At 45.2% G+C, this 24,734-nt stretch carries 25 protein-coding genes; 10 read left to right on the top strand and 15 right to left on the bottom strand.

The window, feature by feature from the left end:
- The first annotated feature begins 39 nt into the window (after positions 1 to 39).
- From mutL to G496_RS0117355, 3 genes are all read left to right on the top strand, one after another.
- On the top strand, positions 40 to 2,007 hold the full coding sequence (gene mutL, locus G496_RS0117365; RefSeq protein WP_027180390.1) for a DNA mismatch repair endonuclease MutL: 1,968 nt from the start codon (positions 40 to 42) through the stop codon (positions 2,005 to 2,007).
- A gap of 223 nt (positions 2,008 to 2,230) precedes the next feature.
- Positions 2,231 to 2,416, top strand: coding sequence for a hypothetical protein (locus tag G496_RS0117360; protein ID WP_027180389.1), 186 nt, complete (start codon positions 2,231 to 2,233; stop codon positions 2,414 to 2,416).
- Between the two features lie 144 nt (positions 2,417 to 2,560).
- The gene (locus G496_RS0117355) at positions 2,561 to 3,709 is read left to right on the top strand and encodes an ABC transporter substrate-binding protein (RefSeq protein WP_051295130.1); all 1,149 of its coding nucleotides are present in this window, start codon (positions 2,561 to 2,563) and stop codon (positions 3,707 to 3,709) included.
- 27 nt (positions 3,710 to 3,736) lie between these two features.
- On the opposite strand, the gene G496_RS0117350 is transcribed toward G496_RS0117355, so the two are convergent.
- The 7 genes from G496_RS0117350 to G496_RS0117320 form a co-directional block, all read right to left on the bottom strand.
- Positions 3,737 to 4,555 carry a glycosyltransferase family 2 protein gene (locus tag G496_RS0117350; RefSeq protein WP_027180387.1) on the bottom strand — a complete coding sequence of 273 codons (819 nt, stop codon included), beginning with the start codon at positions 4,553 to 4,555 and terminating at the stop codon, positions 3,737 to 3,739.
- A gap of 203 nt (positions 4,556 to 4,758) precedes the next feature.
- Positions 4,759 to 6,018: an iron-sulfur cluster carrier protein MrpORP gene (locus G496_RS0117345; protein ID WP_027180386.1), complete on the bottom strand. Its 1,260-nt coding sequence runs from the start codon at positions 6,016 to 6,018 to the stop codon at positions 4,759 to 4,761.
- Positions 6,019 to 6,218: 200 nt separating this feature from the next.
- Entirely contained in the window at positions 6,219 to 6,578 is a 360-nt protein-coding gene (locus tag G496_RS0117340; RefSeq protein ID WP_027180385.1) for a NifB/NifX family molybdenum-iron cluster-binding protein, read from the bottom strand.
- 48 nt (positions 6,579 to 6,626) lie between these two features.
- Positions 6,627 to 7,028: a NifB/NifX family molybdenum-iron cluster-binding protein gene (locus G496_RS20230; protein WP_051295129.1), complete on the bottom strand. Its 402-nt coding sequence runs from the start codon at positions 7,026 to 7,028 to the stop codon at positions 6,627 to 6,629.
- A 169-nt stretch (positions 7,029 to 7,197) separates the two neighbouring features.
- A complete protein-coding gene (locus tag G496_RS0117330; protein ID WP_027180384.1) occupies positions 7,198 to 8,532 on the bottom strand; it encodes a sigma-54 interaction domain-containing protein in 1,335 nt (444 codons plus the stop codon).
- A gap of 107 nt (positions 8,533 to 8,639) precedes the next feature.
- Positions 8,640 to 9,296: a hydrogenase nickel incorporation protein HypB gene (gene hypB / locus G496_RS0117325; RefSeq protein WP_027180383.1), complete on the bottom strand. Its 657-nt coding sequence runs from the start codon at positions 9,294 to 9,296 to the stop codon at positions 8,640 to 8,642.
- 16 nt (positions 9,297 to 9,312) lie between these two features.
- The gene (locus G496_RS0117320) at positions 9,313 to 9,663 is read right to left on the bottom strand and encodes a hydrogenase maturation nickel metallochaperone HypA (RefSeq protein WP_027180382.1); all 351 of its coding nucleotides are present in this window, start codon (positions 9,661 to 9,663) and stop codon (positions 9,313 to 9,315) included.
- Positions 9,664 to 9,945: 282 nt separating this feature from the next.
- On the opposite strand from G496_RS0117320, the gene G496_RS0117315 reads away from it, so the two are divergent.
- Positions 9,946 to 10,602 (top strand): CBS domain-containing protein, encoded by a 657-nt coding sequence (locus G496_RS0117315; protein WP_027180381.1) that lies wholly within the window; start codon positions 9,946 to 9,948, stop codon positions 10,600 to 10,602.
- A gap of 155 nt (positions 10,603 to 10,757) precedes the next feature.
- On the opposite strand, the gene G496_RS21540 is transcribed toward G496_RS0117315, so the two are convergent.
- Positions 10,758 to 11,066, bottom strand: coding sequence for an IscA/HesB family protein (locus G496_RS21540; RefSeq protein ID WP_084407605.1), 309 nt, complete (start codon positions 11,064 to 11,066; stop codon positions 10,758 to 10,760).
- Positions 11,067 to 11,258: 192 nt separating this feature from the next.
- On the opposite strand from G496_RS21540, the gene G496_RS0117300 reads away from it, so the two are divergent.
- Entirely contained in the window at positions 11,259 to 11,828 is a 570-nt protein-coding gene (locus G496_RS0117300; RefSeq protein ID WP_027180378.1) for a TetR/AcrR family transcriptional regulator, read from the top strand.
- Positions 11,829 to 12,067: 239 nt separating this feature from the next.
- On the opposite strand, the gene G496_RS0117295 is transcribed toward G496_RS0117300, so the two are convergent.
- A complete protein-coding gene (locus G496_RS0117295; RefSeq protein ID WP_034633780.1) occupies positions 12,068 to 14,554 on the bottom strand; it encodes a heavy metal translocating P-type ATPase in 2,487 nt (828 codons plus the stop codon).
- Positions 14,555 to 14,846: 292 nt separating this feature from the next.
- Here G496_RS0117295 and pyrR point away from each other — a divergent pair, with 292 nt between their 5' ends.
- From pyrR to G496_RS0117280, 3 genes are read left to right on the top strand one after another with little or no spacing between them, the layout of a single operon-like run.
- Positions 14,847 to 15,380 carry a bifunctional pyr operon transcriptional regulator/uracil phosphoribosyltransferase PyrR gene (gene pyrR / locus G496_RS0117290; protein ID WP_027180376.1) on the top strand — a complete coding sequence of 178 codons (534 nt, stop codon included), beginning with the start codon at positions 14,847 to 14,849 and terminating at the stop codon, positions 15,378 to 15,380.
- A gap of 17 nt (positions 15,381 to 15,397) precedes the next feature.
- Positions 15,398 to 15,922: a homoserine kinase gene (thrB, locus tag G496_RS0117285; RefSeq protein WP_034633727.1), complete on the top strand. Its 525-nt coding sequence runs from the start codon at positions 15,398 to 15,400 to the stop codon at positions 15,920 to 15,922.
- Between the two features lie 22 nt (positions 15,923 to 15,944).
- Complete coding sequence (locus G496_RS0117280) at positions 15,945 to 16,541, top strand: hypothetical protein (protein WP_027180374.1); 597 nt, start codon at positions 15,945 to 15,947, stop codon at positions 16,539 to 16,541.
- Here the strand turns inward: G496_RS0117280 and G496_RS0117275 are convergent.
- Positions 16,531 to 17,385, bottom strand: coding sequence for a WcbI family polysaccharide biosynthesis putative acetyltransferase (locus tag G496_RS0117275; RefSeq protein WP_027180373.1), 855 nt, complete (start codon positions 17,383 to 17,385; stop codon positions 16,531 to 16,533). The genes G496_RS0117280 and G496_RS0117275 overlap by 11 nt on opposite strands.
- An 82-nt stretch (positions 17,386 to 17,467) precedes the next feature.
- On the opposite strand from G496_RS0117275, the gene cobT reads away from it, so the two are divergent.
- Both cobT and selD read left to right on the top strand, forming a co-directional pair.
- A complete protein-coding gene (gene cobT, locus G496_RS0117270; RefSeq protein WP_027180372.1) occupies positions 17,468 to 18,544 on the top strand; it encodes a nicotinate-nucleotide--dimethylbenzimidazole phosphoribosyltransferase in 1,077 nt (358 codons plus the stop codon).
- Between the two features lie 114 nt (positions 18,545 to 18,658).
- The gene (selD, locus tag G496_RS0117260) at positions 18,659 to 19,702 is read left to right on the top strand and encodes a selenide, water dikinase SelD (RefSeq protein ID WP_084407604.1); all 1,044 of its coding nucleotides are present in this window, start codon (positions 18,659 to 18,661) and stop codon (positions 19,700 to 19,702) included.
- 135 nt (positions 19,703 to 19,837) lie between these two features.
- Here selD and G496_RS0117255 read toward each other — a convergent pair whose 3' ends face one another.
- From G496_RS0117255 to lon, 5 genes are all read right to left on the bottom strand, one after another.
- Positions 19,838 to 20,062: a hypothetical protein gene (locus tag G496_RS0117255; RefSeq protein WP_051295128.1), complete on the bottom strand. Its 225-nt coding sequence runs from the start codon at positions 20,060 to 20,062 to the stop codon at positions 19,838 to 19,840.
- Between the two features lie 172 nt (positions 20,063 to 20,234).
- The gene (locus tag G496_RS0117245; protein ID WP_051295127.1) at positions 20,235 to 20,495 is read right to left on the bottom strand and encodes a helix-hairpin-helix domain-containing protein; all 261 of its coding nucleotides are present in this window, start codon (positions 20,493 to 20,495) and stop codon (positions 20,235 to 20,237) included.
- Positions 20,485 to 21,417 carry a hydroxymethylbilane synthase gene (gene hemC, locus G496_RS0117240; protein ID WP_027180367.1) on the bottom strand — a complete coding sequence of 311 codons (933 nt, stop codon included), beginning with the start codon at positions 21,415 to 21,417 and terminating at the stop codon, positions 20,485 to 20,487. The genes G496_RS0117245 and hemC overlap by 11 nt, the downstream gene beginning before the upstream one ends.
- 29 nt (positions 21,418 to 21,446) lie before the next feature.
- Entirely contained in the window at positions 21,447 to 21,689 is a 243-nt protein-coding gene (locus G496_RS0117235) for an FmdB family zinc ribbon protein (protein ID WP_027180366.1), read from the bottom strand.
- A gap of 295 nt (positions 21,690 to 21,984) precedes the next feature.
- Positions 21,985 to 24,516 carry an endopeptidase La gene (gene lon / locus G496_RS0117230; RefSeq protein WP_027180365.1) on the bottom strand — a complete coding sequence of 844 codons (2,532 nt, stop codon included), beginning with the start codon at positions 24,514 to 24,516 and terminating at the stop codon, positions 21,985 to 21,987.
- Positions 24,517 to 24,734 lie beyond the last annotated feature (218 nt).

Here is a 24,734-nt window from a genome sequence, read left to right as displayed (position 1 = left end):
GTAGACTTCAGGCTAAAGCTAAAAACAAACAGGATTATTGTGACTGCAAGAAATAAAATAAATGTGCTTCCTGCTGCACTGCGTAATCAGATAGCAGCCGGAGAAGTTGTTGAAAGGCCTTCCAGCGTTGTCAAAGAGCTTGTTGAGAACGCTGTTGATGCCGGAAGCAAGCGTATTGATGTAAATATAGAGCGCGGAGGTCAGGGGCTGATAAGTGTCCGTGATGATGGCTCCGGTATACCTAAAGATGAATTGACTCTGGCTGTTACCAGACATGCAACAAGCAAGATAAGCAGTGTTTCTGATTTAAATTCAATATCGAGTTTCGGATTTCGTGGGGAAGCTCTGCCAAGCATTGCCTCAGTTTCAAGGTTTATAATTTCATCAAAGTTTGCAGCTGAAAGCGAGGCTTGGTCGCTTCATGTTGAAGGCTCCGAAATTATTGATGAAGGCCCAGCGGTGCTGTCGGCAGGAACTTCTGTTGAAGTCCGGGATCTGTTCTATAATATCCCTGCCAGACTTAAATTTTTGAAAACTGAAGCAACTGAGGCCCGTCGCTGCAATCAGATACTTTTTAGAATAAGTCTTGCTAATCCGGGAATCGGTTTCAGTCTGGTTTCAAACGGACGTGAGCTGTTTCGTCTGCCCCCTGACCAGTCGCTTACAGACCGACTTTCCGGCTTCTGGTCAGCCAAACAGTGCGAGAGTCTGCTTGAAGTAGGTTATGACTCTGCGGGAATTAAAGTTTCAGGACTGGCCGGGATTCCTTCCGTAACTCAGTCCCGTTCTGATCGTATCTTAATGTATGTGAACGGAAGGCCTGTTCAGGATAAACTTATGATAAGCGCGGTCAGGGCAGCGTATAAAGGGAGACTTATATCCCGTGAATATCCTATCGCCGTTATTTTTCTGACAGTTCCACCTGAACTCGTAGATGTAAACGTACACCCTGCAAAAATGGAAGTGCGCTTCAGGGATGAAAAAGATGTTTTCAGTGCCATACGCGGTTCAATTGTTCAGGCTCTCAGTCGATACGAAATGGGTGTTTTTGACCCTCAGGGTGAGTCCGAAAAAAATATTCCGGGTATCGGTTTAGAGAGCAAAACTGATTTGAATTTAGAAAGGAAGCCCGTAGAAAACAGAAAAGACGAACAGCAGGAACTGCCAATAACTCCGGGAGATAAATTTTCTACATACAGAGAGTTCAGGGATACTGATTTCAGTAAAAGTGCGGACAGTTTCACCGGTGGTAGTCGTAATTCCGCTATAGCTCCGCCTGAGGAAAAAGATTTTTCCCTGCATCAGAATGTTTCCACTTATGGGAATGGTAATCTCCCTGGCTACGGAAATGGCGCAAGCAATGATTGTGAAGAGGATGTAGTTAATAAGACGGAAGACCCCCGGGGGGTATCAGCTACAACCAGTCAGGCTGAATCCGTTGAACGGGTGGACAGAGTCCCCGGAACAGGCATGGATTATCTGGGACAGGTTGCGGATACCTATCTTGTCCTCAGGCTTGCCAACGGAGCGTTGGGCCTTCTTGATCAGCATGCCGCACACGAAAGGGTTTTGTATGCCAATATGCTTCACCAGAGAACTTCCGGCAATTACCGGCCTCTAGCAATGCCGCTTGAAATAGTTCTTCATCCCTCGGAAGCAGAACGATTGCAGGAAATGTGGGAAGAATTGCTTTCAGCCGGTTTCAGGCTGGAAACCTCCGGCAGTACCGTCTCGATGAAAGGAGTTCCGCCGACACTTGAACCCGGTGAAGCCAAAGAATATCTGCGCTCTGCTCTTGGTGGTGAAGCCAGAACACTTAAAGATCTATGGATAATGCTCTCCTGCAAGTCGGCAATCAAGGCCGGGCAACCTCTAGCCCGGGATGAAGCTCTGGCACTGCTGGAAACGTGGGTTAGCTGCCCGGAAAAAGAATACTGCCCTCACGGGAGACCGGTATTTATAAGTTTCAGTGCTCTTGATATGGAGAAGATGTTCAAGCGCAAGTAGTTTTATACTCTGTTGCGGTCATTGATCAGGGCTTTGGATTGACCCCGCCGTTAGGAAACGCTATCTCCGGAGTCAGTCCCGGTTTGAATTGCTGGTTTTTCATACCAGACATATAAAGTTATTATGACGGGAAGTATTCCCGAATTAAATTTTGTTTTTAAAACAGGTTGAATGAACAAATTTAAATTTTCGCATTGTATGCGGGAAAGAAAGGAGCTGTCTTATGGCCTGGAGAGTTGCTGAAAGCCATCCTATTAAAGATGTTGATCCTAGAGAACTTAGAGAAAAGTGGGAAAATGTAGCTGAAGATATGGCTCTTATCCCTGAAAGAAATATCAGAGTCTATATTGAAGATGGTGTAGTTAGAATTGAAGTCAGTGACGAGCTGTATGAATGTATGGCTTTTTAAGCACATTTTCTAATCCTGTCAGGACCTTATTATACTGTAATCTGATGATTTAATTTTAGTTATAATGGGTTTTGACAGTGGTATGTATTTATTATTAAAAGGCAGTTTAATTAAACTGCCTTTTTCTATTTTACAGAGGTTCAATTGAAAAAAATACATATTGGAACAATATTACCTTTTATAGTTTTCTGTTTATTGTTTGCCTCAGGATGTTCAAAAAGCAGTGACAAAAAAGAATTCAGGGTAGGACTCCTTGCTATCAGCAGCGGAGAACTGTTCCGGCATGGTCTGTATGTTTCGCGTGGAGCAACTCTTGCCGCTGATGAAATTAATTCCCGCGGTGGAATAAAGATCGGTAAAAGGCAGGTTAAAATAAAAATTTTCCATGCTGACAGTGGCAATAACAAGGCAATAACAACAAAGGCCGTAAAAGAGCTTATTGATTCTGACAAAGTTCATGCAGTCATTGGTCCTGTAGGCAGTTCCGCGGCCATATTTGCGGCTTCAATCTGTAATAGTAAAAAAATTCCTTTAATTTCTCCCTCGGCAGGAACATCAAAGCTTACTCCGCTCAAATATGCCTTCAGGGTCTCATATACCAGCAGAATACAGAGCAAAGTACTGTCCCAGTTTGCGGCTACAGTTTTGGGCAAACAACCTGTGGCTGTTCTGTATGCAAAAAACAGCGATTACAGTTCAGAGATGGCCAACTTTTTTTGCAGCGAATATAGGAAATCAGGGGGCATAATCACCGCGCAACTTTCATATAATTCTGCCGACCGTGAGTTTGCTTCGCAAATGAAAAAAATAATAGAATCAGGTGCCGGAATTCTATTTATGCCTTCCAATACAAAGGAAGTGCAGATTCAGGCTGCTCAGGCCAGAATGTCAGGATATAAAGGTGTTTTTCTGGGTAGTGATTCATGGGACCCTGTTGATCTGGTCCGCAATCCGGTCTTTATGGGAAGTTATTTCACGGACCATTGGCGTCCGGGGCTTAAGATCAAAAAATCTGTAGAGTTTGAAAAGGCCTTTTATGCTAAGAACAGCTGCGAGCCAACTGAGCTGGAAGCTTTGTCATACGATGCCATGATGAGTCTCTGTGCCGCTGTAGAATACTGCGGTTCAACCAAGGGTAAAGCGATAAGGAAGGCTCTTTCTGAAATGCCTGTTTATAGTGGTGTAACCGGAAAATTCAGTTACAATGATCATGGAGATCCTAATAAAGATGTTTTAATTTCGGAAATTATGCCTGACGGAAGCATTGAAAGCAGATTTATACCTTCCCGTTAGTTCAAAGAAATTAACGGCTGGCTACAGTCACATTTTTTCAATAGTCATCAAAAGTCTGGTTATGTCTTGCGGGCGTGGTATTATACCCCGCTGGAAAGATGGCGCATAGTTTCTATTTCGCAGATGGTCTGCTGCCCATGTACGGACTGTATTATTGAAAAAATCTGGATTGTTTAAAACAATCTTAGCCTTAGAAGGACCGTCATCTTTAACTGCTGCTGCGGAGAAGCTGTTTTCATGTACCAGATAGTTGTAGAGCGGTTTGCGAATATGATGAAATTTTGCTCCGAGCATCAGGAGTTGAATCCAGTAATCCCAGTCTTCGTATAAAGTGTTATCTCTGTAGCGTGCGCCCATGTCGAAATATTTTCGTCTGTATATGGCTGTAGGCGGCAGAAGATTCTGGCTTCTCATGTCAGCTGCTGAAAAATCAGGCAGAAGAAGCTCTTTTCGTCCGGCAGAACTCTGTTTGTAATAGTTTGTATATACAAGACCTGTTGAATTCTCTTTCTCTAACACCTCAATACAGCTCGATATATATTCAGGTTCAAGATAATCATCCGGGTCAAGCGTCAGCAGGTATTTCCCCCGGGACTCAAGCAGTCCACGGTTGCGGACAATTCCCGGTTTCCCGCAATGGTCCGCAGAGATTATTCTGAAGTCTGAACAATTCAGGAGACCAGTCCAGCGGTGGGCTTTTTCAATTGAATTATCAGTGCTGCCGTCATCAACAAAAATAATTTCTGCCTGTTCAAGTGGAAAATTCTGAGTGACTAGCGAATCAAACAGTCTTTCCAGAAAGTGCGCGTAATTATAGTTGGGGATAACAATTGAAATAAGTGTCATCGGGTGTCCTCATCATATTCTGTTATATGATGATTACACTGTAAGAGCGGAAAATTAAAGTTTTGAAAAGTTGTTAAAAGTGAAAGGCCCGAATCCAGGAGAAGATTCGGGCCTTTCTAAACTAAACCAAATGCAAGATGTCAGTTATCGAGATATAAACTGTCTGAAAAAGTCAGAGAACTGATTTTTCAGATGTTTAAAGCTTAGTGGTCACAGGTGTTTACGCCTGTTGTAAGGTCTCCGGACAAGTATTGTGCGACAACATTTTCCGGAAGATCAGCCTGAGCTCCTACAATTACTTTAACGCCGGCATCAGTAAACAGTGACTGTGCTCTGGCACCCATTCCGCCAGCGATAACCAGAGCTACATTTCTTTCAGCTATCCACTTGGGAAGCAGACCCGGCTCATGGGGTGGAGGAGTTTCCATGGTTGTGGCAGCAATTGAGTTGATTGTAGTATCAACATCCAGAAGAGCGAACTGCTGGCAATGTCCGAAATGCTGGCAGAGTTTTCCTTCAGCAGTAGGAATTGCGATACGGATCATTCCGTTATCAGCTTTCAGGTCTTTAACTTTAGGCATCTCGTTGGATTCCTGAAGAGAATCAGAAATTTTCAAGATGGGTTTGATGATGCTGTTCATGGCATTAACAGTGGGACCTTCATGGTCGACACGAATAATGGGGTAACCTTCATCACCTGAGCGGCCTACTTCGGGGTCAAGCGGAATGCTTCCGAGGAAGTTTACTCCGGTTTCTTTAGCCAGCTCTTCACCACCGCCTGAGTTGAAAATTTTGTGGAATTTTCCGCAGTCAGGGCAAACAAAACCGCTCATGTTTTCAACAATACCGAGTATCGGGTTGCCGAGCTGTTTGCAGAAGTTTACGGAGCGGCGAACATCGTCAACAGCAATACCCTGAGGGGTGGTGACGATAACGGTGTAAGCGTCAGTACCGAGTGTCTGCAATACGGAAAGGGGTTCATCACCTGTTCCCGGAGGGCAGTCTACAACCAGAAAATCAAGATCGTTCCAGGCAACATCCTGTACGAACTGTTTAATCAGGCCGATTTTAACAGGTCCACGCCAGATTACCGGATCATCTTTGCTAGGCAGCATGAAACCGAGGGACATAACCCAGAGGTTCTTGCTGTATGAAATAGGTTCGATAACTTCATGGCCGATATGCGGCTTTTCGTTTTCAAGGCTCAGCAGTCTGGGAACACTCGGGCCGTGGACATCAACGTCAAGCAGTCCGACCTGTTTTCCTGCCAGAGAAAGAGCTACCGCGATGTTTGTGGCCACGGTGCTTTTTCCTACGCCGCCTTTACCGGAAAGAACGACGATCTTATGTTTGATTCTTGAAAGTGTTTTGTTGAGTTTTTCGTCTCCGCATCCTGAACAGCCGCCCTCAGAGGAGCAGCCTGATCCTGATGAGGAGCAGTTTCCGCAAGCATGATCACTCATATTGAAATCTCCTGATTCCCGGCAAGGGAATGGTATTTTTGTTTCTGAATTAAATGTTCAGAATTAAAGTACAGCACTTTATAAGTTAAGCGCATAAAGCGTTGTGTCAACTTAGTATTTAAGTGAAAAATCCGGAGCGGCGCAAATTCAGTCCCATTCTGATTTTACACCGCTCCTATGCAAGGGTTTGGCAATTTATTTTACCAGTGGCTGGGTCTGTCAGCTTCGCTGCTTTTTTCAAGAGACCCTGTTTTGAGTTTTTCAAGAGCCTGTTCAACAGTTCCGTCCTCACAAAGGTAGACATCAATCTTGCCTACTGAAAGGGCTGAATATGCTTTGGGGCCGACATGTCCTGTAATTACGGCCTTGGCTCCTGTAGCTGCAACATTCTGTGCCGACTGGATTCCTGCTCCCTGAGCAGCATTAAGATTCTGCTTGTTGTCAACATAATCATACTTACCGGTTTCATCGTCATAAATAATGAAGCCCTGTGCGCGTCCGAAACGCGGATCCACAGGATTATTTAATTCATTACCCTGACAGCTTATTGCTACTTTCATTTTTACTTCTCCCTGTATTGTTGGAGTTGTTCTATTTAAATTTTTTTCTCACACAAAACCGTGTCCGTGAAATCCTGAACCGTTTCCGCTCTGTCTGCGGCATCGGCCCTGACCGGTCCCTTTGGAACAACCCGGCATAGCCAGTGAATCCAGACAGTTGTCGCTTACAGCAGCGAGAACTTCTTCGACCGTTCCCCTGATCCATGGAACGACTTTTACTCCGGTGCTTTCAATGAGGTTTCGAGTGCAGCCGCATAAAGCACCGCATATAAGAGTAGTCGCCCCGCAGGCCAAAATGGCGGATGTCCTGTCCTTTGGGTCTTTTGAGGGAAGGGATAGGTGACCTGCGGGGCAAATATTGTTTTCTTCAATACGAAATATTTTAAATTCCGTGGCGTTATCGAATACTGAGGCCAACCGGTCGTTGTAACAGGCTAAGCATAACAACATAACGTAATCCCCCTATGGCAACATTGATCGGCTCTCATGCAGACTATTAAGCATTCAATGTGCCACTGAAGTATTATTTAATTATAATAAAGAGTTATGGATATTAACAGGGGTGAGATGATGTGGTGATGGCTAAAAGTTAGCCTTAAAACCGGAGGTCGAAGGCTAATTATTCGCCTGAAAGTCCGCAGCGGGCGATGGAGCGGCGTAAAGTATCTTTTGTTATGCCGAGTTCACGGCAGGTCGCCATGCGTTTGCCGTTGTTTCTGGCCAGTGCTTTTTTGATTGCCCGGCATTTTATTTCTTCTAGGGTCATGGGAAGATCACTGTCATCACTGCCGGAAGAGCTTTCAGGTTGAAGGTACTCAGGAAGATGCTCAACCTGAATGAATCCTGAAGGGCAGAGTATAAAAGAAAATTCAAGAATATTTTCAAGCTCGCGCACGTTTCCGGGAAGGTCGTGGCGCATTATTATTTGAAGGGCGTCTTCTGAGAGGCCGCTTATATCCTTGCCCTGAAGTGAGTTAAGCCTTGTGGTGAAGTGGTTGACCAGCAGGGGGATGTCTTCGCGGCGGTCTCTGAGTGGCGGGAGGTTCAGGGTCACCACATTCAGGCGATAATAGAGGTCCTGTCTGAATGAACCTTCACTGACAAGCTCTTCGAGATTTTTATTTGTTGCGGCAATTACTCTTACATCGGCTTTAACACTGGTTACGGAACCGAGAGGTTCATAAGTCTTCTCCTGAAGCACCCGGAGCAGTTTTACTTGAAGCTTTGCCGGCATATCTCCTATTTCATCAAGAAAGATGGTTCCACCGGCAGCAAGTTCAAATCTTCCGGGTTTGTCTTTGCGGGCATCCGTAAAGGCTCCGGCCTTGTAACCGAAAAGTTCTGATTCAAGCAGATTGTCCGGCAGTGCTCCGCAATTGACTGCAACAAAAGGCCCTTTGCTGCGCTCACTTAGATTGTGGATGGCTTTTGCAAACAGTTCTTTTCCTGTACCGGATTCACCGAGAAGCAGCACTGTTGCTTCACTTTTGCTTACCTGCGGTAAAATGGAGAAAACCTTGCCCAGAGCCTTTGACTTGCCGACAATATCTTCAAATCTCCACGATTCTTCAACTTTGCGGCGCATGATCTGGATATCAGTCATATCTCTGAAGCTTTCGACTCCACCGATGAGTTTACCGTTGGAATCGACAAGCGGGGCCGCACTGATGGAGATAGGAATTTTTTTGCCGTCTGATCTGATAAAGAAAATTGTTTTATTGCTGATTCTACCGCTTTGTTCCATGCAGGACCGCAAGGCGCAGTTTCCGTCACACAGGCTGGAATGAAAAACATCCCAGCATTTTGAACCAATAGCTTCCTCACCGGGAATACCGGTAATTCTGCTGGCGGCCTCATTGAAAAAGGTCACATTCCAGTCCCGGTCAACAGTGAAAACACCGTCGGCCAGCGAGTCCAGAACAGCGGAGCATGGAAGGTGGCTGGGAAACTTCATTATTTATGCGTGGAAACCTTGTTTTTTGAATCCGCCCCGATACGGGGCGGATTTCAGGAATATTCTGCAGAAGTGAATACAGATTACGGGTAGAAGCAAAAGAATGATTAATTCTTTGCAGCTCTGGCTTTTCTAAGCCAGTCGTACCATGCATCCAGTCCTTCACGGGTACGGCATGAAACTGGGAAGACTTCGATATCCTTGTTGAGCTTTGAAGCATGCATTTTAGCTTTCTCAAGGTCGAAATCAACATAGGGCAGCAGATCTATTTTATTAAGGATCATGACTGACGAAATATGGAACATGAGGGGATACTTTTCAGGTTTGTCATCGCCCTCGGTTACTGTCAGCAGTGTTATTTTATGATCTTCGCCAACTGCAAATTCCGCAGGGCAGACAAGATTACCAACGTTTTCAACAAAAAGAATATCAAGGCCGTCAAGGTCCAGATGTTTGATGGCTTCTTTAACCTGTGTGCTGTTCAGATGGCATCCGCCTTCGGTATTGATTTGAACGGCCTGAGCACCTGTAGCGGCAACTCTCTGGGCATCATTATCAGTCTGAAGATCGCCTTCGACAACGGCCATTTTAAATTCGTCTTTAAGATCGGCAAGGGTCTTTTCCAGAAGGCTGGTTTTACCGGAACCGGGTGAACTCATAAGATTAAGGCATAATATTTTCTTTTCAGAAAACATTTCGTTGAGTTCTTCAGCCACCTTGTCGTTGGCTTCAAGAATGTTGCGAACCACTGGAACTTCAACCATTTCCGTACTCCTTTGACTATTGATCTATCTCAAGATTTTCAATTTGCAGTTCTTTTCCCTGCAGAACCTCGTGGCCTATTTCCAGATCACATTCAGGGCAGGCCATATAAAGTTTGTCTTCAGGGAAAAATTCTTTTCCGCAACCACCGCACCGTACTTTTATGGGAATTTCTTTTACTTCCATAACGGAACCCTCAAGTTCGGTTCCTATTGTGACAGCTTCCCATGCAAAAGTAAGAGCTTCGGTGATGACTCCGGCAAGCGCGCCATTCAAAATTGAAATTTTACTCAATTTTGCTCCGGGATGCTTCGCCATCTCCTCTTCAACAATTTGAACAATGCTTTGGGCGATTGACATTTCATGCATGTGTTTCGGACTAACCCAAATCGTCAGGCGGGGCAAGTGGTGCCGCGTTTTACGGACAAAAGATTCCCTGAGTATTGCGTTTAAATTTCATACTGTTAATGGCAGAAATGAGCAGTGTTGAGTATGTTTGAACAGTAATAAAGGGCTTGAATTGCTTGTATCGTAAAAAGAAGTATGAAATAGGTGTATCTGTTTTCCGGGCGGCTATAAATGAAACCGGACGTTGTGCACACATAATTCAGTGAAGATTAATTTGATTTCCGATTCAGGAGGACTTTGAGAATGTATGTGGGACTCAAGATGCTCAGGGATTTTGTTACCGTAACTTCAGACACTCCAGTCAAAAAGGCAGGTAAAATCCTTGATGACAATCAGCTTTGGATGCTGCTTGTTAAAGATGGTGAAGAACTGGTCGGCTATGTGACCAAGGAAGATGTCAGAGCCGCAATGCCTTCAATCCTGATATCACTGGATAAGAAGGAAATAAATGATCTGCTGAATCAGCTTACAGTCAAAGATGTTTTAAGAAAAGATATCACCACTGTTCCGCCTGAAACCGAGATCGAAGCCGCAGCCGATCTTATGTATGAGATGAATCTTTCGGGGCTCGCTGTTGTCAATAGCGATAAAGCGCTGATAGGTTATATCGACCGTGATAAAATGCTGAAAGTTCTTGTAGAAGAAATGGCTCACGGACAGGGCGGCTCCAGAATTGTTATTGAAGCTGAAGAACGTACCGGGGTTCTTTATGAACTGGCTGGAATCATATCCAATATGAAATACAGCATTATTTCCATGGCGGTATTTTTCCACAAACATCGCAGGATGATTGTTATCCGGGTGGAAACACAGGATTCAACTCCTATAGTGGATTCCCTGCGCGACAGAGGCTACACTGTTGCCGGACCAGATGATTTCAAAGAAGAGTGGGAATCCTGATTCAGGACATCCTTTTCTGTGTTTTTTAGCTCGATAATATCCAGTCTTTATTGGTACTTTTTACCAAAAATTTAAATAAAAAGGGCGGTGTCGTTGCACCGCCCTTTAATAACAGAAAGATTCATTTCTGATTTATTTCTTACCAGATTACCTTTCTAACCGCATGACGAGCATGAACTGCATCCGTCTCCACCGCCAAGTTCAAGCTTGGAGTCGATAGCGAATCCCATATAAGTGAGATCAATTTTAAACGGAGCTCCCTGTTCGTTGAGTTCCTTGTCGATTACGAAAGCAAATCCGTCTACATCAAATGTTTCATCAGTGTCTTTTGGCTCATCCAGAGCCAATGCCAGCTTGGGGCCGGATCAGCCACCTTGAGACAGATAGACTCGGATAGGGGCCTTTTCATTGTCCGCAAAGTAGTTTTCAAGCTGATTGCGGGCAGCTTCGCTAATTACAACCATATTTTCCTCCTTATAGGATAACGTGATACAAAAATAAGGTTTGTATAGATTTTTGTCAATTGTTGCTTTGTCGGTCATAATCGTGGCACAAGCTATTCAAAAAGTTTTAAATTGTTTGATTGTTTTTTTTGTGTTAAGGAATTTTGACCTTTTTCGTTAATATTATCGCTGCAAGGCGTCTGGGAGAATAATATGAAAACTAAGGATCTGATCCTGAAAACAGCCAAGGAAATGATAGCTGAAGTTGGATTTCATAAGTCCACAACCGCTAATTTGGCTAAAAAGGCCAATATTTCCGAAGGGACAATTTACCGTCATTTTGAAAGTAAAGAAGATATTCTTCTACATATTCTTGCCGGTCTTGAGGACAATTACTCTTACTACATTGAAAGTATCCGTCAGAGTCTTGATAAAGAGGAATGCACTCTTGAAGAGATACTCAACGGGTATTTTTCATTTGTCGAAGAAAATGCCATAGACTTGAAGATTATGCTCAGTACTTACGGTCTTATTGACTCATCAAAGAGGCTGATGGCTGTAGTTCTTAAAAATCTTGAGCTTGTTATTGAGGAATGCCTCAAGCTTTATGATAAGAAAGGCCTTTTACGTGAAGTTGCTATAAAATCTGATTCTACGGTTGTTATGACCATTATTTTCGGATTGACCAGACTTTACCTCTACTGGCCTGATACAACGGATGTTCGCAGGGATGCCATAGAATTCTGCCGTCGCAGTCTTCTCAGTGAGTGTAACCCTGCTTAACTCTTCAGATCTGGTTTAAGCGGGAGGCAACTTCTGAATAAACCGGCTCTGTTTTTTTATTTTTTATGGACACGGCTCAACCTGATCCAGCTATATTCAGAAAAGTAATGTCTTATTAAAAATCTTCAGCGGCGATGCCGTCCGAAGTGATAAAAAATAAGAGTTAAAAATTAAAGCCGGAATTGCATACTTTGTGTACGCAATTCCGGCTTTATCTTTAATTTATAAAAAAGAGCGGATTATCCCTTTTCAGGATTGAAGAACCTGAGCCTGAGGGCATTTGAAACTACTGTTACGGAGCTGAAGGCCATGGCTGCGGCTGCAAACATGGGTGAAAGGGTCGGACCTCCGAAGATGTAAAGGATTCCTGCCGCAACTGGAATTCCCAGTACGTTGAAGGCGAAGGCCCAGAAAAGGTTCTGTTTGATATTACGCACTGTAGCCCGGCTTAGTGACAATGCGTTCAGCACTCCTCCAAGTTCGCCTTTCATCAGCACGATGTCACCCGATTCAATGGCAACATCAATTCCGGTTCCCATTGCAATTCCTAAATCTGCAGTAGCAAGGGCAGGGGCATCATTTATTCCATCACCGATCATGGCAACCTTCCGGCCATTGTTTTTCTCAGCTTCAACAACTTCTGCCTTGCGGTCGGGCATTACTCCGGCGATAACCCTGTCTATCCCTGCGCGGGATGCTATTTCTTTAGCCACGGTTTCATTATCGCCTGTAAGCATTATTACTTCGACTCCGAGCTTATGGAGCCTGCTTACTGTTTCCGGTGCTTCATCCTTTATTTTATCGGCTATAGCCAAGATGCCGGCCAACTTTCCGTCTATTGCAACAAAAAGCGGGCTTTGACCGGAATTAGCAAATTTATTGAAAGCGTTAACCGCATCTGGAGCATCCAGCCCGGAGATAAAACCGGCTTCAAGAAAGTCACGGTTTCCAAGGAGCATTTTGCGTCCGCCAGTCAGAGTAGAAATGCCCCTGCCGGGTATAGCGGTAAATTCAGTCGTTTCAGGAAGGTCTGTTTCCAGCCCGTCAGCTGCCCTGACTACAGCCTTTGCAAGTGGATGCTCCGACTGGCTTTCAGCTGAGGCGGCATAAGCGGTCAGCTCCTGCTCAGACATACCTGCTGAAAAAGTTTCCGCCACTTCAGGGCGGCCGTATGTAAGGGTTCCTGTTTTGTCGAATATCATTGAGTTGATTTTTCCGGCTGTTTCAAGGGCCTGTCCTGATTTTATCAGAACTCCCAGCTGGGCTCCGCGTCCGGTGCCGACCATAATTGCCGTCGGTGTTGCAAGTCCCATGGCGCAGGGGCAGGCAATTACCATTACACTGATAAAAATGCGCAGTGCAAAAGTGAAAGGTTCCGCACTGAAAAAGAACCATCCCAGAGCTGAAAGAATGGCTATGACCATGACGGTCTGGACAAAATAAAAGCTGACTGTGTCTGCAAGGCTTGAGATGGGAGCTTTTGATCCCTGAGCGTCCTGAACCAGTCTGATGATTCTGGCCAGCATTGTATCTGCCCCGACGTGGGAGACTTTTACTTTTAGAGCACCCCCGCCGGTGTTTACGGTTCCTCCGGCAACATCATCACCGGGGTTTTTAGATACAGGCAGACTTTCACCGGTGAGCATTGATTCATCAATGGAACTATGTCCTTCGTCAACAACTCCATCAGCCCCCACGCGGTCGCCGGGGCGGATCAGGATTATATCTCCGGGGCCTATCTCTTCCACGGGAACTTCAATCTGCCTGCCGTCTTCAATAATAGTCGCCTTGCGCGGAGTCAGGTCCATAAGCTTTTCAATGGCCTGAGAGGTCCTTGAACGGGCTCTGCCTTCCTGAAATTTACCAAGTGAAATAAGAGTGATAATTGTTGCTGCCGATTCAAAGTAGAGGTCCATAGCTCTTGCAGCCGGATCAATTCCAAGGGCTATTTCGATGAGGTTCCACATGGAATAGATAAATGCGGCGGACGTACCAACTGCAATCAGGGAATCCATGTTGGGAGCGCCTTTGAACAGGTTTGGAAATCCGTGCAGATAGAAATCTTTTCCGAACCATAAAACCGGAGCTGTCAGAATAAGCTGGATGAGTGCAAAACCAAGCGGATTGACTGTTGGAGAAATTATATCCGGGAGCGGCATTCCAACCATGTGTCCCATAGTGATACATAACAGGGGAACAGTGAAAGACAGTGCCAGAATGAGTCTTTTTTTCATCCCGGCGAGTCGCAGCATTGTCTGCTGGCGTCTTTGTTCGTAAGCCTCTTTGACTCCCATTTCATCCTGTAGGCTGCCGGGTTCGAAACCCGCATCGGTTATGGCCTGACGTATTTCTCTAAGATTGGTGTCTGAGGTATTGAAATTTATTTTTGCGGTTTCATTGGGCAGGCTGACTTGCGCTTCACTCACTCCATCCATATTGCCAAGGACTCTTTCCAATCTTGATGAACAGGCGGAGCAGCTCATTCCTGAAATGGATATCGTCACAGTGCTTCCTTCTACCAGAGGTGAAGCTTCAAAACCGGCATCTGCAACCATCTGCATTATCTGCTCTTCAGTAACCTGCTCGGAGTCGTATTCAACCTTCATGGTTTCCATCGCAAGATTGACCGCAGCGTTGTCAACTCCGTCCATATTCCCGATAACCCGTTCAAGGCGTGAGGAGCATGCGGAACAGGTCATACCTTTTATCGTGAAGTTGGAATTCATTATCATTTTTTTATGTCCTGTTATGGTTAAATAAAAAGAATTATCCTCTAAAATATGCAAAAAAAATATATGAAATTTGCGATAAGCAAAGGTGGCATTGCAATACCTCCTTACATTACTTATAGCTAATCCCCTTGGGATTTTTGTTTTTACATAGCAAAACAGACTCGCTATTAATTTGCAAGTGCTATGGCGAGTTTATCCCGGAAAAATTTTCGGGATCAGCCTCCTCAACCGAGCCTGACAGGAGTATGCCTGTTGCAGGCGATAACTTTTAATTTCCGGCGGTAATATGCAGAAACAGAAAATTATCCTCACCGAGAAGGCAATGGAAAGGACTCTGGATCGACTGGCTTCTGAAATAGCGGAGCGCAGAGGCGATAATGAAAAGCTGGCTATCATAGGTATCCAGCGCAGAGGAGCTGATCTGGCCGAAAGACTTAAAAAAAGTCTTGATGAAACTCTCGGCAGAAGAATCCCTCTGGGGAAACTGGATATAAATCTTTACAGGGATGACTGGACCACACTGACCAGACAGCCAAGCATCAATTGTACGGAGATACCCTTCGATATTGAAGATGCCAGTGTTATTCTTGTTGATGATGTCCTTTTTTCCGGAAGAACAGTAAGGGCGGCTCTTGAAGCTGTTCTTGATTTTGGTAGACCGCGCAGGGTGGAGTTGCTGGTGCTGGTGGACCGCGGACATCGTGAACTGCCTATCAGTGCGGATTATGTGGGCAAAAAAATAGATACTTATGGAGACGAACACGTCAACGTCTTTGTCCGTGAAAGGGATGAGAAGGACTGTGTAGTTCTGGTTTCCTGATTGAGCAGAGGATTTTTATGATTGATTTCAGTGAAAAAAGTATTGTGAGCCTTATCGGTATGGCCGGTGCCGGAAAATCTACACTGGCCCCCCTTGTTGCTGAAAGGCTGGGTTGGGAATGTGTGGATACTGACCACATTATTCAGTCCTACTACGGGCAGTCTCTTCAGGAAATAGTCGACCGCCTTGGTGTACCTGAATTCCGTATTGTTGAAGAAAAAATTCTTTCTTCTTTTGGTGCCAGACGTACGGTTGTTTCCACAGGCGGGAGCGTTGTCTACGGCCCGGATGCAATGGAAAGACTTAAGGCTCTGGGGCCTGTGGTCTTTCTTAAAATCAGTCAGGAAACCTGCTTGAGCCGTATTGGCGGTGGTGATGGACGTGGACTGGCCATGATTCCCGGACAGACTGTAGAAAACCTTTACGAAGAGCGTCAGCCTCTATATAGCAGATATGCAGATTTTACAGTGCAGACGGATAAATATTCTCCGGAAGACTGTGCTGAAAAAATCTGGCAGTGGCTTGATACATTGAAAGGTTAAATATTAAATCCGGGCTCTTGAAATGAAAAAAATGACCAGACAGGCTGTATTCCGTAAACTTGCAGCTTTGTATGAACGTATGGCGGATGCCTATTCCGAGACTTCCGCCGCCATAGGTCTTTCCTGCGAAAATTGTGAAAACAATTGCTGCACAAGCTATTTTCAGCACCATACTTATGTTGAGTGGGTCTACCTCTGGCAGGGACTTAATAGCCTTCCGGAAGAAAAGCGCAATGAATATATTGCCAGAGCCGAAGAATATGTGCGCACAGCCAGAGCCCTTGTGGAGACAGGGGTTAAACCATCGATTATGTGTCCTCTCAATGACAACGGATTGTGCGGAGTTTATAAACACAGATTGATGATCTGCCGTATGCATGGTGTTGTGAATTCCATTACTATGCCGAACGGTAAAAAGCTTTCTTTCCCCGGATGTTTCAAGTGTCAGGAATTGACTTCTGATATGCCGCAGGTTCCTGTTCTGGACCGTACCAGGCTGTATAAGGAGCTTGTAATGCTGGAAATGGGTCTTCTGGGCAGTAAAGTTAAAAGCATGCCCAAAGTTGATCTGACTCTTGCCGAAATGATTGTTCTGGGACCGCCGAAACTTAATCCGTAGCGATTTTCTTTTTTTGGGAGTCAGCCACTACCCGCAGAAAAGAAATAAAGTCATCAATGCCCAGCTTACGGCATTTTATGTACAAGGCTGCATATTCCTTAAAGGTCATCTTGCTGCCGTAGACATTATACAGGGTTTCTTCACTGCAGAAATCAAGTCCCCAGTATTCGCCTATCTGGGGATGTATGGGCATTTCAAAATCCGGGAAAGGATCAGGCATGGTTTTCAGACTTCTCCCGGAAGGTTGTTCAATACCTAGAATTTCAAGAATTCTGCTGGCGGTGTAGACCATGATGTCTTTGCCGGGATGGTTGAAGGTGTTGAAGATTTTGTAGCTGCGAAAGTTTTCATACATCCGGTCAACGTATTTAATCGGAGTTTCGCTTTCTTTGAATCTTTCCCATTTTTCAGCTTTTTCAACAATAGCATCCAGATCAAGCATTTTTCTGATATCTGATTTCAGATAAATGTGCAGAATCTCCCATTCGCTTAGTTCTCTTTTCAAAAGGGATTCAAGAAGACTGTCAGGATAGGCGAAATCAATATCCCTTTCCCATGTGGGCCAGTAAAATGTAAAAAGCATACTTGGAAAGGCGATATGTTTTGCCTGTTCAGGAAGCTGCGGTATAAGTTTTTCAGAAGCCAGATCACCCCATTTGCTACTGAGCTTCTGGTAGAGGAACAGGCTGCATTCACTAAGGGCTTTTGGAGGTATTTTTTCGCGGATATAGTTCGTGTAGATTTGTACATCGTAAGAGTTTTTAAACTCTGCGCTTAAAAAAAGAATGTCACGAAGTGCTTCACCCTGACAGTTAGAATGTATAATACACTTTTTTTTAGCCATTATTTGTTTTTAATATCACAGGCTTGTCCGGCTGACAATCTGAACAGCTTGTGAAGTGATATTTATCAAGGATTCCAAGTTGATGAAAGAATATACCAGAAATGATTTAACTCATGTAATTGCGCAGATTCAAGCCGTTGAAGAATCTCTTGGCGATATTGCAAGAATGCGTCTTGATGATCTGGCCAAACCGAAAGGAAGTCTTGGCAGGCTGGAAGAGCTGGCTGTAAAAATGTTTATAGCTTCCGGGGGAAAAAGAGTTAAAGCCGACCCCGGCAGGATATATACCATAGCCGCAGATCATGGTGTCTTTGAGGAAAAGGTCAGTTTTTTCCCGCAGGAAGTAACCAGACAGATGGTTGAAAATTTTTTGCGCGGCAAAGCCGGAATCAATGTTCTGGCTGAAACTTCGGGAGTTGATCTCGTTGTTGTTGATGCTGGCTGCCTTGGCGGGACATATCCTGACCATCCGAAGCTGCTTCAGCGAAAAATTGCCGAGGGATCGGCCAATATTGCTGTTGGTCCGGCTATGAGCGAAGCGGATTGTCTGAAGGCTGTCATGCTGGGCATTAATTTAGCCGATGAGGCTTTAAATGAGGGGATCATGACCCTTGGCACCGGAGAGATGGGCGTGTCCAACACAACGCCATCCACAGCCTTGTACTGCGCATGGCTCGGTCTTGATCCGGAGAGGATTACCGGTCCCGGAGGCGGAATCAGCAAAGAGAGAATTCCCCACAAGATAAATGTTGTTAAGCGGGCTTTGAAAGCCAATGCTTCAGCTGTTGCGGGCAGGGACCCTTTAAGCATACTCAGTGCTTTAGGCGGATATGAAATTGCCGCGCTGACAGGACTTATTCTCGGTGGAGCCAGAAACAGGCAGATGGTTTGTATTGACGGATTTATTTCCACAGCAGCATATACAATGGCTGTTGCTTTATGTCCTGAAGTAGGGGGATACAGTGTTTTAAGTCATGCTTCAGCAGAGCCTGGATATGCCCGAGTTGTGGAAAGCCTCGGCAGACGTCCGGTTCTTCACCTCGGTATGAGGCTTGGAGAGGGCTCTGGTGCCGCGCTGACCATGTTTATGCTTCGGGCTGCTGCCTCTGTGTACAATGATATGGAAACATTCGAAGAAGCAGGTGTTACAGACGGATAATCCGTTTTGAAAGTTCAGCAAGATTAACTGCTCATGTTTGAAGACCGTTTACTTTTAGTTTAATAAAAGAGCTGGTCAAAATTTCATTAACCCTCAGAATCCAAAGGAGACGCAATGTCCAAGCTTGAATTGGTGAAAACCGTCAAAGCTGCTGGTTGAGCCGCTAAGATAGCTCCGGGGGACCTGGAGCAAGTCCTTGATGGTCTTGCTGTCTCCGATTCAAGGCTTCTGAGCGGGGTTGGCGGTAATGAAGATTCCGCCATTGTTTCTTTCCCGGCCGGTAAAGCCCTTGTACAGACAGTGGACTTTTTTACACCCATTGTTAACGATCCATATTGGTTCGGTCAGATTGCTGCGGCCAATTCACTTTCAGATGTTTACGCCATGGGCGGAGAGCCGTGGACCGTTATGAACATTGTCTGTTTTCCGATCAAAACAATGGGCAAGGATGTGCTGCGCTCAATTCTTCAGGGGGGGATGGATAAAACTCTTGAGGCTGGAGCGGTTCTTGCCGGTGGACACAGTGTTGAGGATGATGAAATCAAATACGGCCTTTCTGTAACCGGGGCGGTTGATCCCGGTTCTTTTGCTTCCAATAAGGGTCTTTGTGAGGGTGATCAGCTGCTGCTGACCAAACCTCTGGGAACCGGAGTTCTGGCTACGGCTTTGAAAGCTGACTGGGATGGTGCTGAGCGTTTTGAAAAAATTGTGCATAAGTGGGCTTCCAAACTTAATTCAGCCGGTGGAAGAGTCATCAGGGAGTTAGGTGTAAAAGGGGCTACTGACGTTACAGGATTCGGACTTGGAGGCCACATTCTGGAAATGGCAGAGGCTTCCGGTGTTGCGGTGGAACTCTGGCTGGATAAGGTGCCATTCATTGATGATGTAGTTGATCTTGCTTCAATGGGACTTATTCCGGCAGGAAGTTTTGCCAACCGTAATTATTGCAGTAAAATGGTTGAAACAGCCAGTGGGCTCGACAGTATTAAAACGGATTTGGTTTTTGATGCCCAGACTTCCGGCGGGCTTATTATAGCCCTCAAAGAGGATCAGCTTGAAAGAGCGCGGGATATTCTGCTGGAGGCCGGTGATCTTGCCGTACATATCGGTCAGGTTGTAAGCAGGGCTGAGGGACGGGCTTCACTGCGTATCATATAATAAATTTCAGTTGAAAAGTGATCAGGCGTGGAATCTTTGTGATTTCACGCCTGATCTATTTTATGCCTTCATCATCAACCTTCCTGAGACACTTTTTTCCTACTTTAAATATACTCAATAAATTCTCCCTTGTATTTAAGCACTTCCCCGGTTTGTTGTCACCGCCTGAATAATTTCAGCCTTTGCATTGTAAACAGGCGAGGATTCCAGCCTTACAAGTTCCTTTGCCATATCAGGATTAGAAAATATCCTGCGCTGTAGCCGCTTGCGTCCCAGATTCTTTAAATCGTCAGCAAGATTTCTTCCCCGGTCATTGTCAACCTTCGGGATAGACGTAATCTGATAGCGTTCTTCTGCCATGGTAACCTCCCTCCTTGGAAGTTAAAAAATAAAATCTCCTTTTTTACCGATTTAAAAGTTGTATCGGTTATATTTTGTATAACTTTAGATGGGCGCTTAATTCAGCCGCGGAATGACCATCAAAAAAGCCTTCTGCATAAATGCAGAAGGCTTGCTGATAATCAAATTCCATTTAATCTTTCCAGTTCCACCACTTTTTCAGTTCGGGGTCCGGCTTTTCGGTATTCAGGACATAATGAATACATCTGAATACATAGAGCATGCACCGATCAACATGGCAGCCGCTGAGTTTTGTCAGGTCCTGATACATCTTTTCAGGATCGTCAGCAGCTAGTTCAGAAAGACTTCGGTAACCCATTTCCCATAAATCTATGGATATTTGCTTTCCAACACCGGGAAGGGTCTGGAACTCTTTTAATATTTTATTGTCCATTCTCTTTGTATACTCGGTCGAGAATTTCTTTTGCTCCCTGCGCCAGAACTTCTTTAGCCAGATCAGTACCGATTTTCCAGGCCTCTGTTACCGGACCTGTCTTCTCGAGCCTTATGGGTTTGCTGCCGTCAACATCGGCTACAAAACCTGTCAGCGCAACTGAGTCACCGTCAATTTTTGACCATGCAGCTATGGGAACCTGACAACCTCCGTCAAGACCTGTCAGAAAACCACGCTCAGCCTGAACCTGATAAGCTGTTTTTTCATGATGCAGGAAGGCCAGCATTTCACGAACGTCAGCATCAGCAATACGGTATTCAATTCCGAGTGCTCCCTGAGCAACAGCCGGAAGAAATTCAGGCGGAGTCAGTTCTTCACGTTTAGGAGCCGAAAGACCCAGCCTGTTCAGTCCTGCAGTAGCAACGATAATGGCATCATAATCACCGCTCAGCAGTTTGTTGATACGGGTATCCAGATTACCGCGCAGGGTTTCAATCTTAAGATCTTTTCTAAGATTCAATAATTGGGATTGCCTGCGCAGACTGCTTGTTCCCACTACCGCGCCTTCAGGCAGATCGCCAAGACCGTCGTATTTAACCGAAAGCAGGGTATCAGTATCAGCTTCCCTTTCCGGGATAATGCCTACTTCAAGACCTTCGGGCAGTTCTGTGGGGACGTCTTTCATACTGTGAACAGCAATATCGGCGCGACCGTCAATCAGAGCTTCTTCAATCTCTTTTACGAACAGTCCTTTGCCTCCGACTTTTGCCAGAGGGACATCCAGTATTTTATCACCTTTGGTTTTGATCTTTAAAAGTTCCACGGTGATGCCGGGGTACTGTTTTCTTAAAAGATCAGAAATGTGATTGGCCTGCCACAGGGCGAGCTTGCTGCCTCTTGTCGCTATTGTAATATTTTTCATCTGGGTCCCGGTTCTTTTATTTGAAATTATTAGCCGCAGGAAGAACAGTTGCCGCCTGAACAACCTGAACAGCCACCACCGGAAGAGGCCGGTGCAGACGGCATTGCTTCACCCAGGCTGTCGCCTCCGCCAGCTTTGAACTTGCAGGCCGACATGAGTTTTCCTGTATTTTTTGATTTACATTCTGGGCATTCAGGACATTCATCACTGCTGAAAACGAGTTCTTCAAACTCACAGCCGCAGTCTGAGCATTTATATTCAAAAATGGGCATATTTTAAGCCTCCATGATAAATATTGTTTTGATGTCGCTAATATCCCAAATAAGCCCGGCGGGCAACTTGGGGCAGCCGGAAGAATTATCTGAAAATATACTGCATGTTCCAGAATTCGTCTGCTAATGGACATCCAGCCTTTAAGAATTTTTTGAAAAATATGTATCCGGCAATAATATCAAATTATGACCGGCAGTCGAAAATATCTCCGCTGTCTCATTTTAATGAAACCGCGGAGATATTTAATTGTATTAATCAGTAATCATATTTTGAACCGGTTGGTCTGGTGACAGGCTATTTTTCCTCAATAGGACTTTTAGCAATGGGCCAGACTTCTTCAATGCGTTCAATGGGAATGATTTCAAGCTTCTTACGAAGGTCTTCGGGAACTTCTTCCAGATCCTTTGAGTTCTGTGACGGAATAAGCACTCGTTTCATTCCCCGTGATACTGCGGCAAGAATCTTTTCTTTAATTCCACCTACCGGCAGCACCCTGCCACGCAGTGAAATCTCACCGGTCATGGCTGTTTCGGCATTAATAGGATTGTTGCTCAGGGCGGAAATCAACGCTGTTACCAGTGTAACACCGGCTGATGGTCCGTCCTTTGGTGTTGCTCCAGCCGGAACGTGAATATGTATATCCTGTTTTTCATGGAACTTGGGATCAATGCCGTAAACATCAGCATGTGAACGGGCAAAGGATACCGCAGCCTGTGCTGATTCCTTCATTACATCTCCAAGTTTACCGGTCAGAATAAGTTTGCCTTTACCGGGAAGTACGCTGACTTCGATATGCAGGATTTCTCCTCCTACAGGTGTCCATGCGAGTCCGATAGCAACTCCCGGAGGCAGTGTGGTTTCTTTTTCATCTTCAAGGAAGACCGGAGGTCCGAGCAGTTTGTCCAGATTTCTGACAGTGACTTTGAAAGGACCTTCTTCTCCCTCAGCCTTTTTACGGGCCATTTTACGGCAGAGTTTTCCAACCTGACGTTCCAGATTTCTGAGTCCTGCTTCGCGGGTATATTCCCGGATAACCTTGCCCAGAACTTTATCACTTATCTGGAATTCGTCTTCGCTAAGGCCGTTTTCCTTAGCCTGCCTCGGAACAATGTAACGGCAGGCGATTTTTACCTTTTCATGCTCTGTGTAACCGGTGATGCTTATTACTTCCATTCTGTCGAGCAGAGGTCTGGGAATGGTGTCCAGCACGTTGGCGGTACAAATGAACATGGCCTTTGAAAGATCAAAGGGAACGTTAAGGTAATGGTCGGTAAAAGTATTATTCTGTTCAGGGTCGAGAACTTCAAGAAGTGCTGAAGACGGATCTCCCCTGAAATCATTGCCAAGCTTGTCTATTTCATCAAGCATGATAACCGGATTGCGGGTTTTGCACTGCTTGATGCCCTGAATTATTCTACCGGGCATTGAGCCGATGTAAGTCCGGCGGTGACCCCGTATCTCAGCCTCGTCACGCATGCCGCCAAGTGAGATTCTGTGGAATTTCCGTTGCAGGCTGCGGGCGATAGATCTTCCGAGAGAGGTTTTACCAACTCCGGGAGGGCCTACAAAACAAAGGATAGGTCCTTTCATTGTAGGATTGAGTTTGCGTACGCTGAGGTATTCAAGAATACGTTCTTTAACCTTCTCAAGGTCGTAGTGGTCTTCGTTAAGAATAACCTGAGCCTCTTTAATATCAAGACGGTCGCGCGAGGCCTTTTTCCACGGAAGCTCCGTCATCCAGTCCAGATAAGTCCTGATGACACTTGCCTCTGAAGATTCAGGGTGCATGGTCTCAAGCCTGCGGAGCTGCTTTTCAGCCTCTGTGCGCACTTCTTTGGGCATTTTGGCTTTTTTAATGGCAGCTCTGATCTGTTCTATCTCATCAAGTTCATCACCTGATTCTCCCAGCTCTTTTTTGATGGCCTTGAGCTGTTCGCGGAGATAGAAATCCCGCTGCGCTTTATCCATGCCTTCTTTAGCCATGGTCTGAATCTTATTCTGCATGGAAGCTACTTCAACTTCCTGAGTCAGCTGCGTGCTCACCAGACTCAGACGTTCAGTCGGGTCCTGACATTCCAGAATAGACTGGGCATCATGCACCTTCATACGCAGGTTTGAAGCTATAAGGTCTGCGAGTCTGCCGGGTTCTTCAACATTGTTTAAAACCCCCATAATATCAGTGGAGGAAATTCCTCTGAGAGTAAGGATTTTTTCACTCTGTTCACGTGAATTACGGATAAGGGCTTCAAGCTCGGGGCTTTCCTGCGGAGAGGGAGCCTCTTCTATCTTTTGAATTTCGGCAATATGGAACGGGTCAGAAGCAATAAAGTTTTTAACTCTGGCTCTGGAGAGTCCCTGAACCAGTACTTTGAGCCGTCCGTCAGGCATTTTCAGCATGCGCATGATCATACATACTGTGCCCGTTCTATACAGGTCACCGTGCTCAGGATTCTCAGTTGCTTCATCTTTCTGGGTCAGAACAAGAATATGTCTGCTAGCCGTCATGGCTGCTTCTACTGCTCCGACAGATTTTTCTCTGCCGACAAAAAGCGGAAGAATCATATAATTGAAGACAACAATATCTCTGACCGGCAGAACCGGGATAGTGGTCGGTATATTTTTTTCGGCTCCATCAAGGTTCTGATTGGCCTCGTCAATAAGATCGGCCGCATCGTGGTGCACCTGAAGCGGTGATACAGGGGGCTTGTTGAGTCCCTGATCATTACCGGCGTCATTCCCTCTGTTTTTTATGGATGACTTCGATTTTTTTTCATCGCTTTTCTTTTTAAGCACCAGCGGCTTAATGGGTGTTTTTTTTCGTTTCAACTTGTGATCCTTTATATATAAAAATGAGTTTGAAATTTTTAAATTACGCCAGCTTTAATCCGTCTGCCGTTTTTCAGTTGATAACGATTTATAACCGTTGTCAGTTTACGGAGGTTGGAGAATCTTTATCCCCGCTCCGACAGCTCTGTTTTGTCAACTAATTCATTCTGAAATTGTTATTTTTTAATACAGCTCTTCCGGTAAAAAAAGTGATCCGT

The organism is Maridesulfovibrio bastinii DSM 16055 (assembly GCF_000429985.1).
Lineage (GTDB): Bacteria > Desulfobacterota > Desulfovibrionia > Desulfovibrionales > Desulfovibrionaceae > Maridesulfovibrio > Maridesulfovibrio bastinii.
Note: the sequence above shows the minus strand (reverse complement) of the source record. Positions and strands in the feature narration are given on the sequence as shown.

Excerpts from the sequence above, each read along its gene's own strand:
- thrB (WP_034633727.1), top strand. The coding sequence starts at position 15,398 with ATGATTGATTTCAGTGAAAAAAGTATTGTGAGCCTTATCGGTATGGCC.
- G496_RS0117295 (WP_034633780.1), bottom strand. The coding sequence starts at position 14,554 with ATGAATTCCAACTTCACGATAAAAGGTATGACCTGTTCCGCATGCTCC.
- G496_RS0117315 (WP_027180381.1), top strand. The coding sequence starts at position 9,946 with ATGTATGTGGGACTCAAGATGCTCAGGGATTTTGTTACCGTAACTTCA.
- G496_RS0117345 (WP_027180386.1), bottom strand. The coding sequence starts at position 6,018 with ATGAGTGATCATGCTTGCGGAAACTGCTCCTCATCAGGATCAGGCTGC.
- hypB (WP_027180383.1), bottom strand. The coding sequence starts at position 9,296 with ATGGTTGAAGTTCCAGTGGTTCGCAACATTCTTGAAGCCAACGACAAG.
- G496_RS0117255 (WP_051295128.1), bottom strand. The coding sequence starts at position 20,062 with ATGGCAGAAGAACGCTATCAGATTACGTCTATCCCGAAGGTTGACAAT.
- G496_RS0117360 (WP_027180389.1), top strand. The coding sequence starts at position 2,231 with ATGGCCTGGAGAGTTGCTGAAAGCCATCCTATTAAAGATGTTGATCCT.
- G496_RS0117330 (WP_027180384.1), bottom strand. The coding sequence starts at position 8,532 with ATGAAGTTTCCCAGCCACCTTCCATGCTCCGCTGTTCTGGACTCGCTG.
- G496_RS0117235 (WP_027180366.1), bottom strand. The coding sequence starts at position 21,689 with ATGCCCATTTTTGAATATAAATGCTCAGACTGCGGCTGTGAGTTTGAA.
- hemC (WP_027180367.1), bottom strand. The coding sequence starts at position 21,417 with ATGAAAAATATTACAATAGCGACAAGAGGCAGCAAGCTCGCCCTGTGG.
- G496_RS0117300 (WP_027180378.1), top strand. The coding sequence starts at position 11,259 with ATGAAAACTAAGGATCTGATCCTGAAAACAGCCAAGGAAATGATAGCT.
- G496_RS0117350 (WP_027180387.1), bottom strand. The coding sequence starts at position 4,555 with ATGACACTTATTTCAATTGTTATCCCCAACTATAATTACGCGCACTTT.
- G496_RS0117340 (WP_027180385.1), bottom strand. The coding sequence starts at position 6,578 with ATGAAAGTAGCAATAAGCTGTCAGGGTAATGAATTAAATAATCCTGTG.
- cobT (WP_027180372.1), top strand. The coding sequence starts at position 17,468 with ATGAAAGAATATACCAGAAATGATTTAACTCATGTAATTGCGCAGATT.
- G496_RS20230 (WP_051295129.1), bottom strand. The coding sequence starts at position 7,028 with ATGTTGTTATGCTTAGCCTGTTACAACGACCGGTTGGCCTCAGTATTC.
- pyrR (WP_027180376.1), top strand. The coding sequence starts at position 14,847 with ATGCAGAAACAGAAAATTATCCTCACCGAGAAGGCAATGGAAAGGACT.
- G496_RS0117280 (WP_027180374.1), top strand. The coding sequence starts at position 15,945 with ATGAAAAAAATGACCAGACAGGCTGTATTCCGTAAACTTGCAGCTTTG.
- G496_RS0117275 (WP_027180373.1), bottom strand. The coding sequence starts at position 17,385 with ATGGCTAAAAAAAAGTGTATTATACATTCTAACTGTCAGGGTGAAGCA.
- G496_RS0117320 (WP_027180382.1), bottom strand. The coding sequence starts at position 9,663 with ATGCATGAAATGTCAATCGCCCAAAGCATTGTTCAAATTGTTGAAGAG.
- G496_RS0117245 (WP_051295127.1), bottom strand. The coding sequence starts at position 20,495 with ATGGACAATAAAATATTAAAAGAGTTCCAGACCCTTCCCGGTGTTGGA.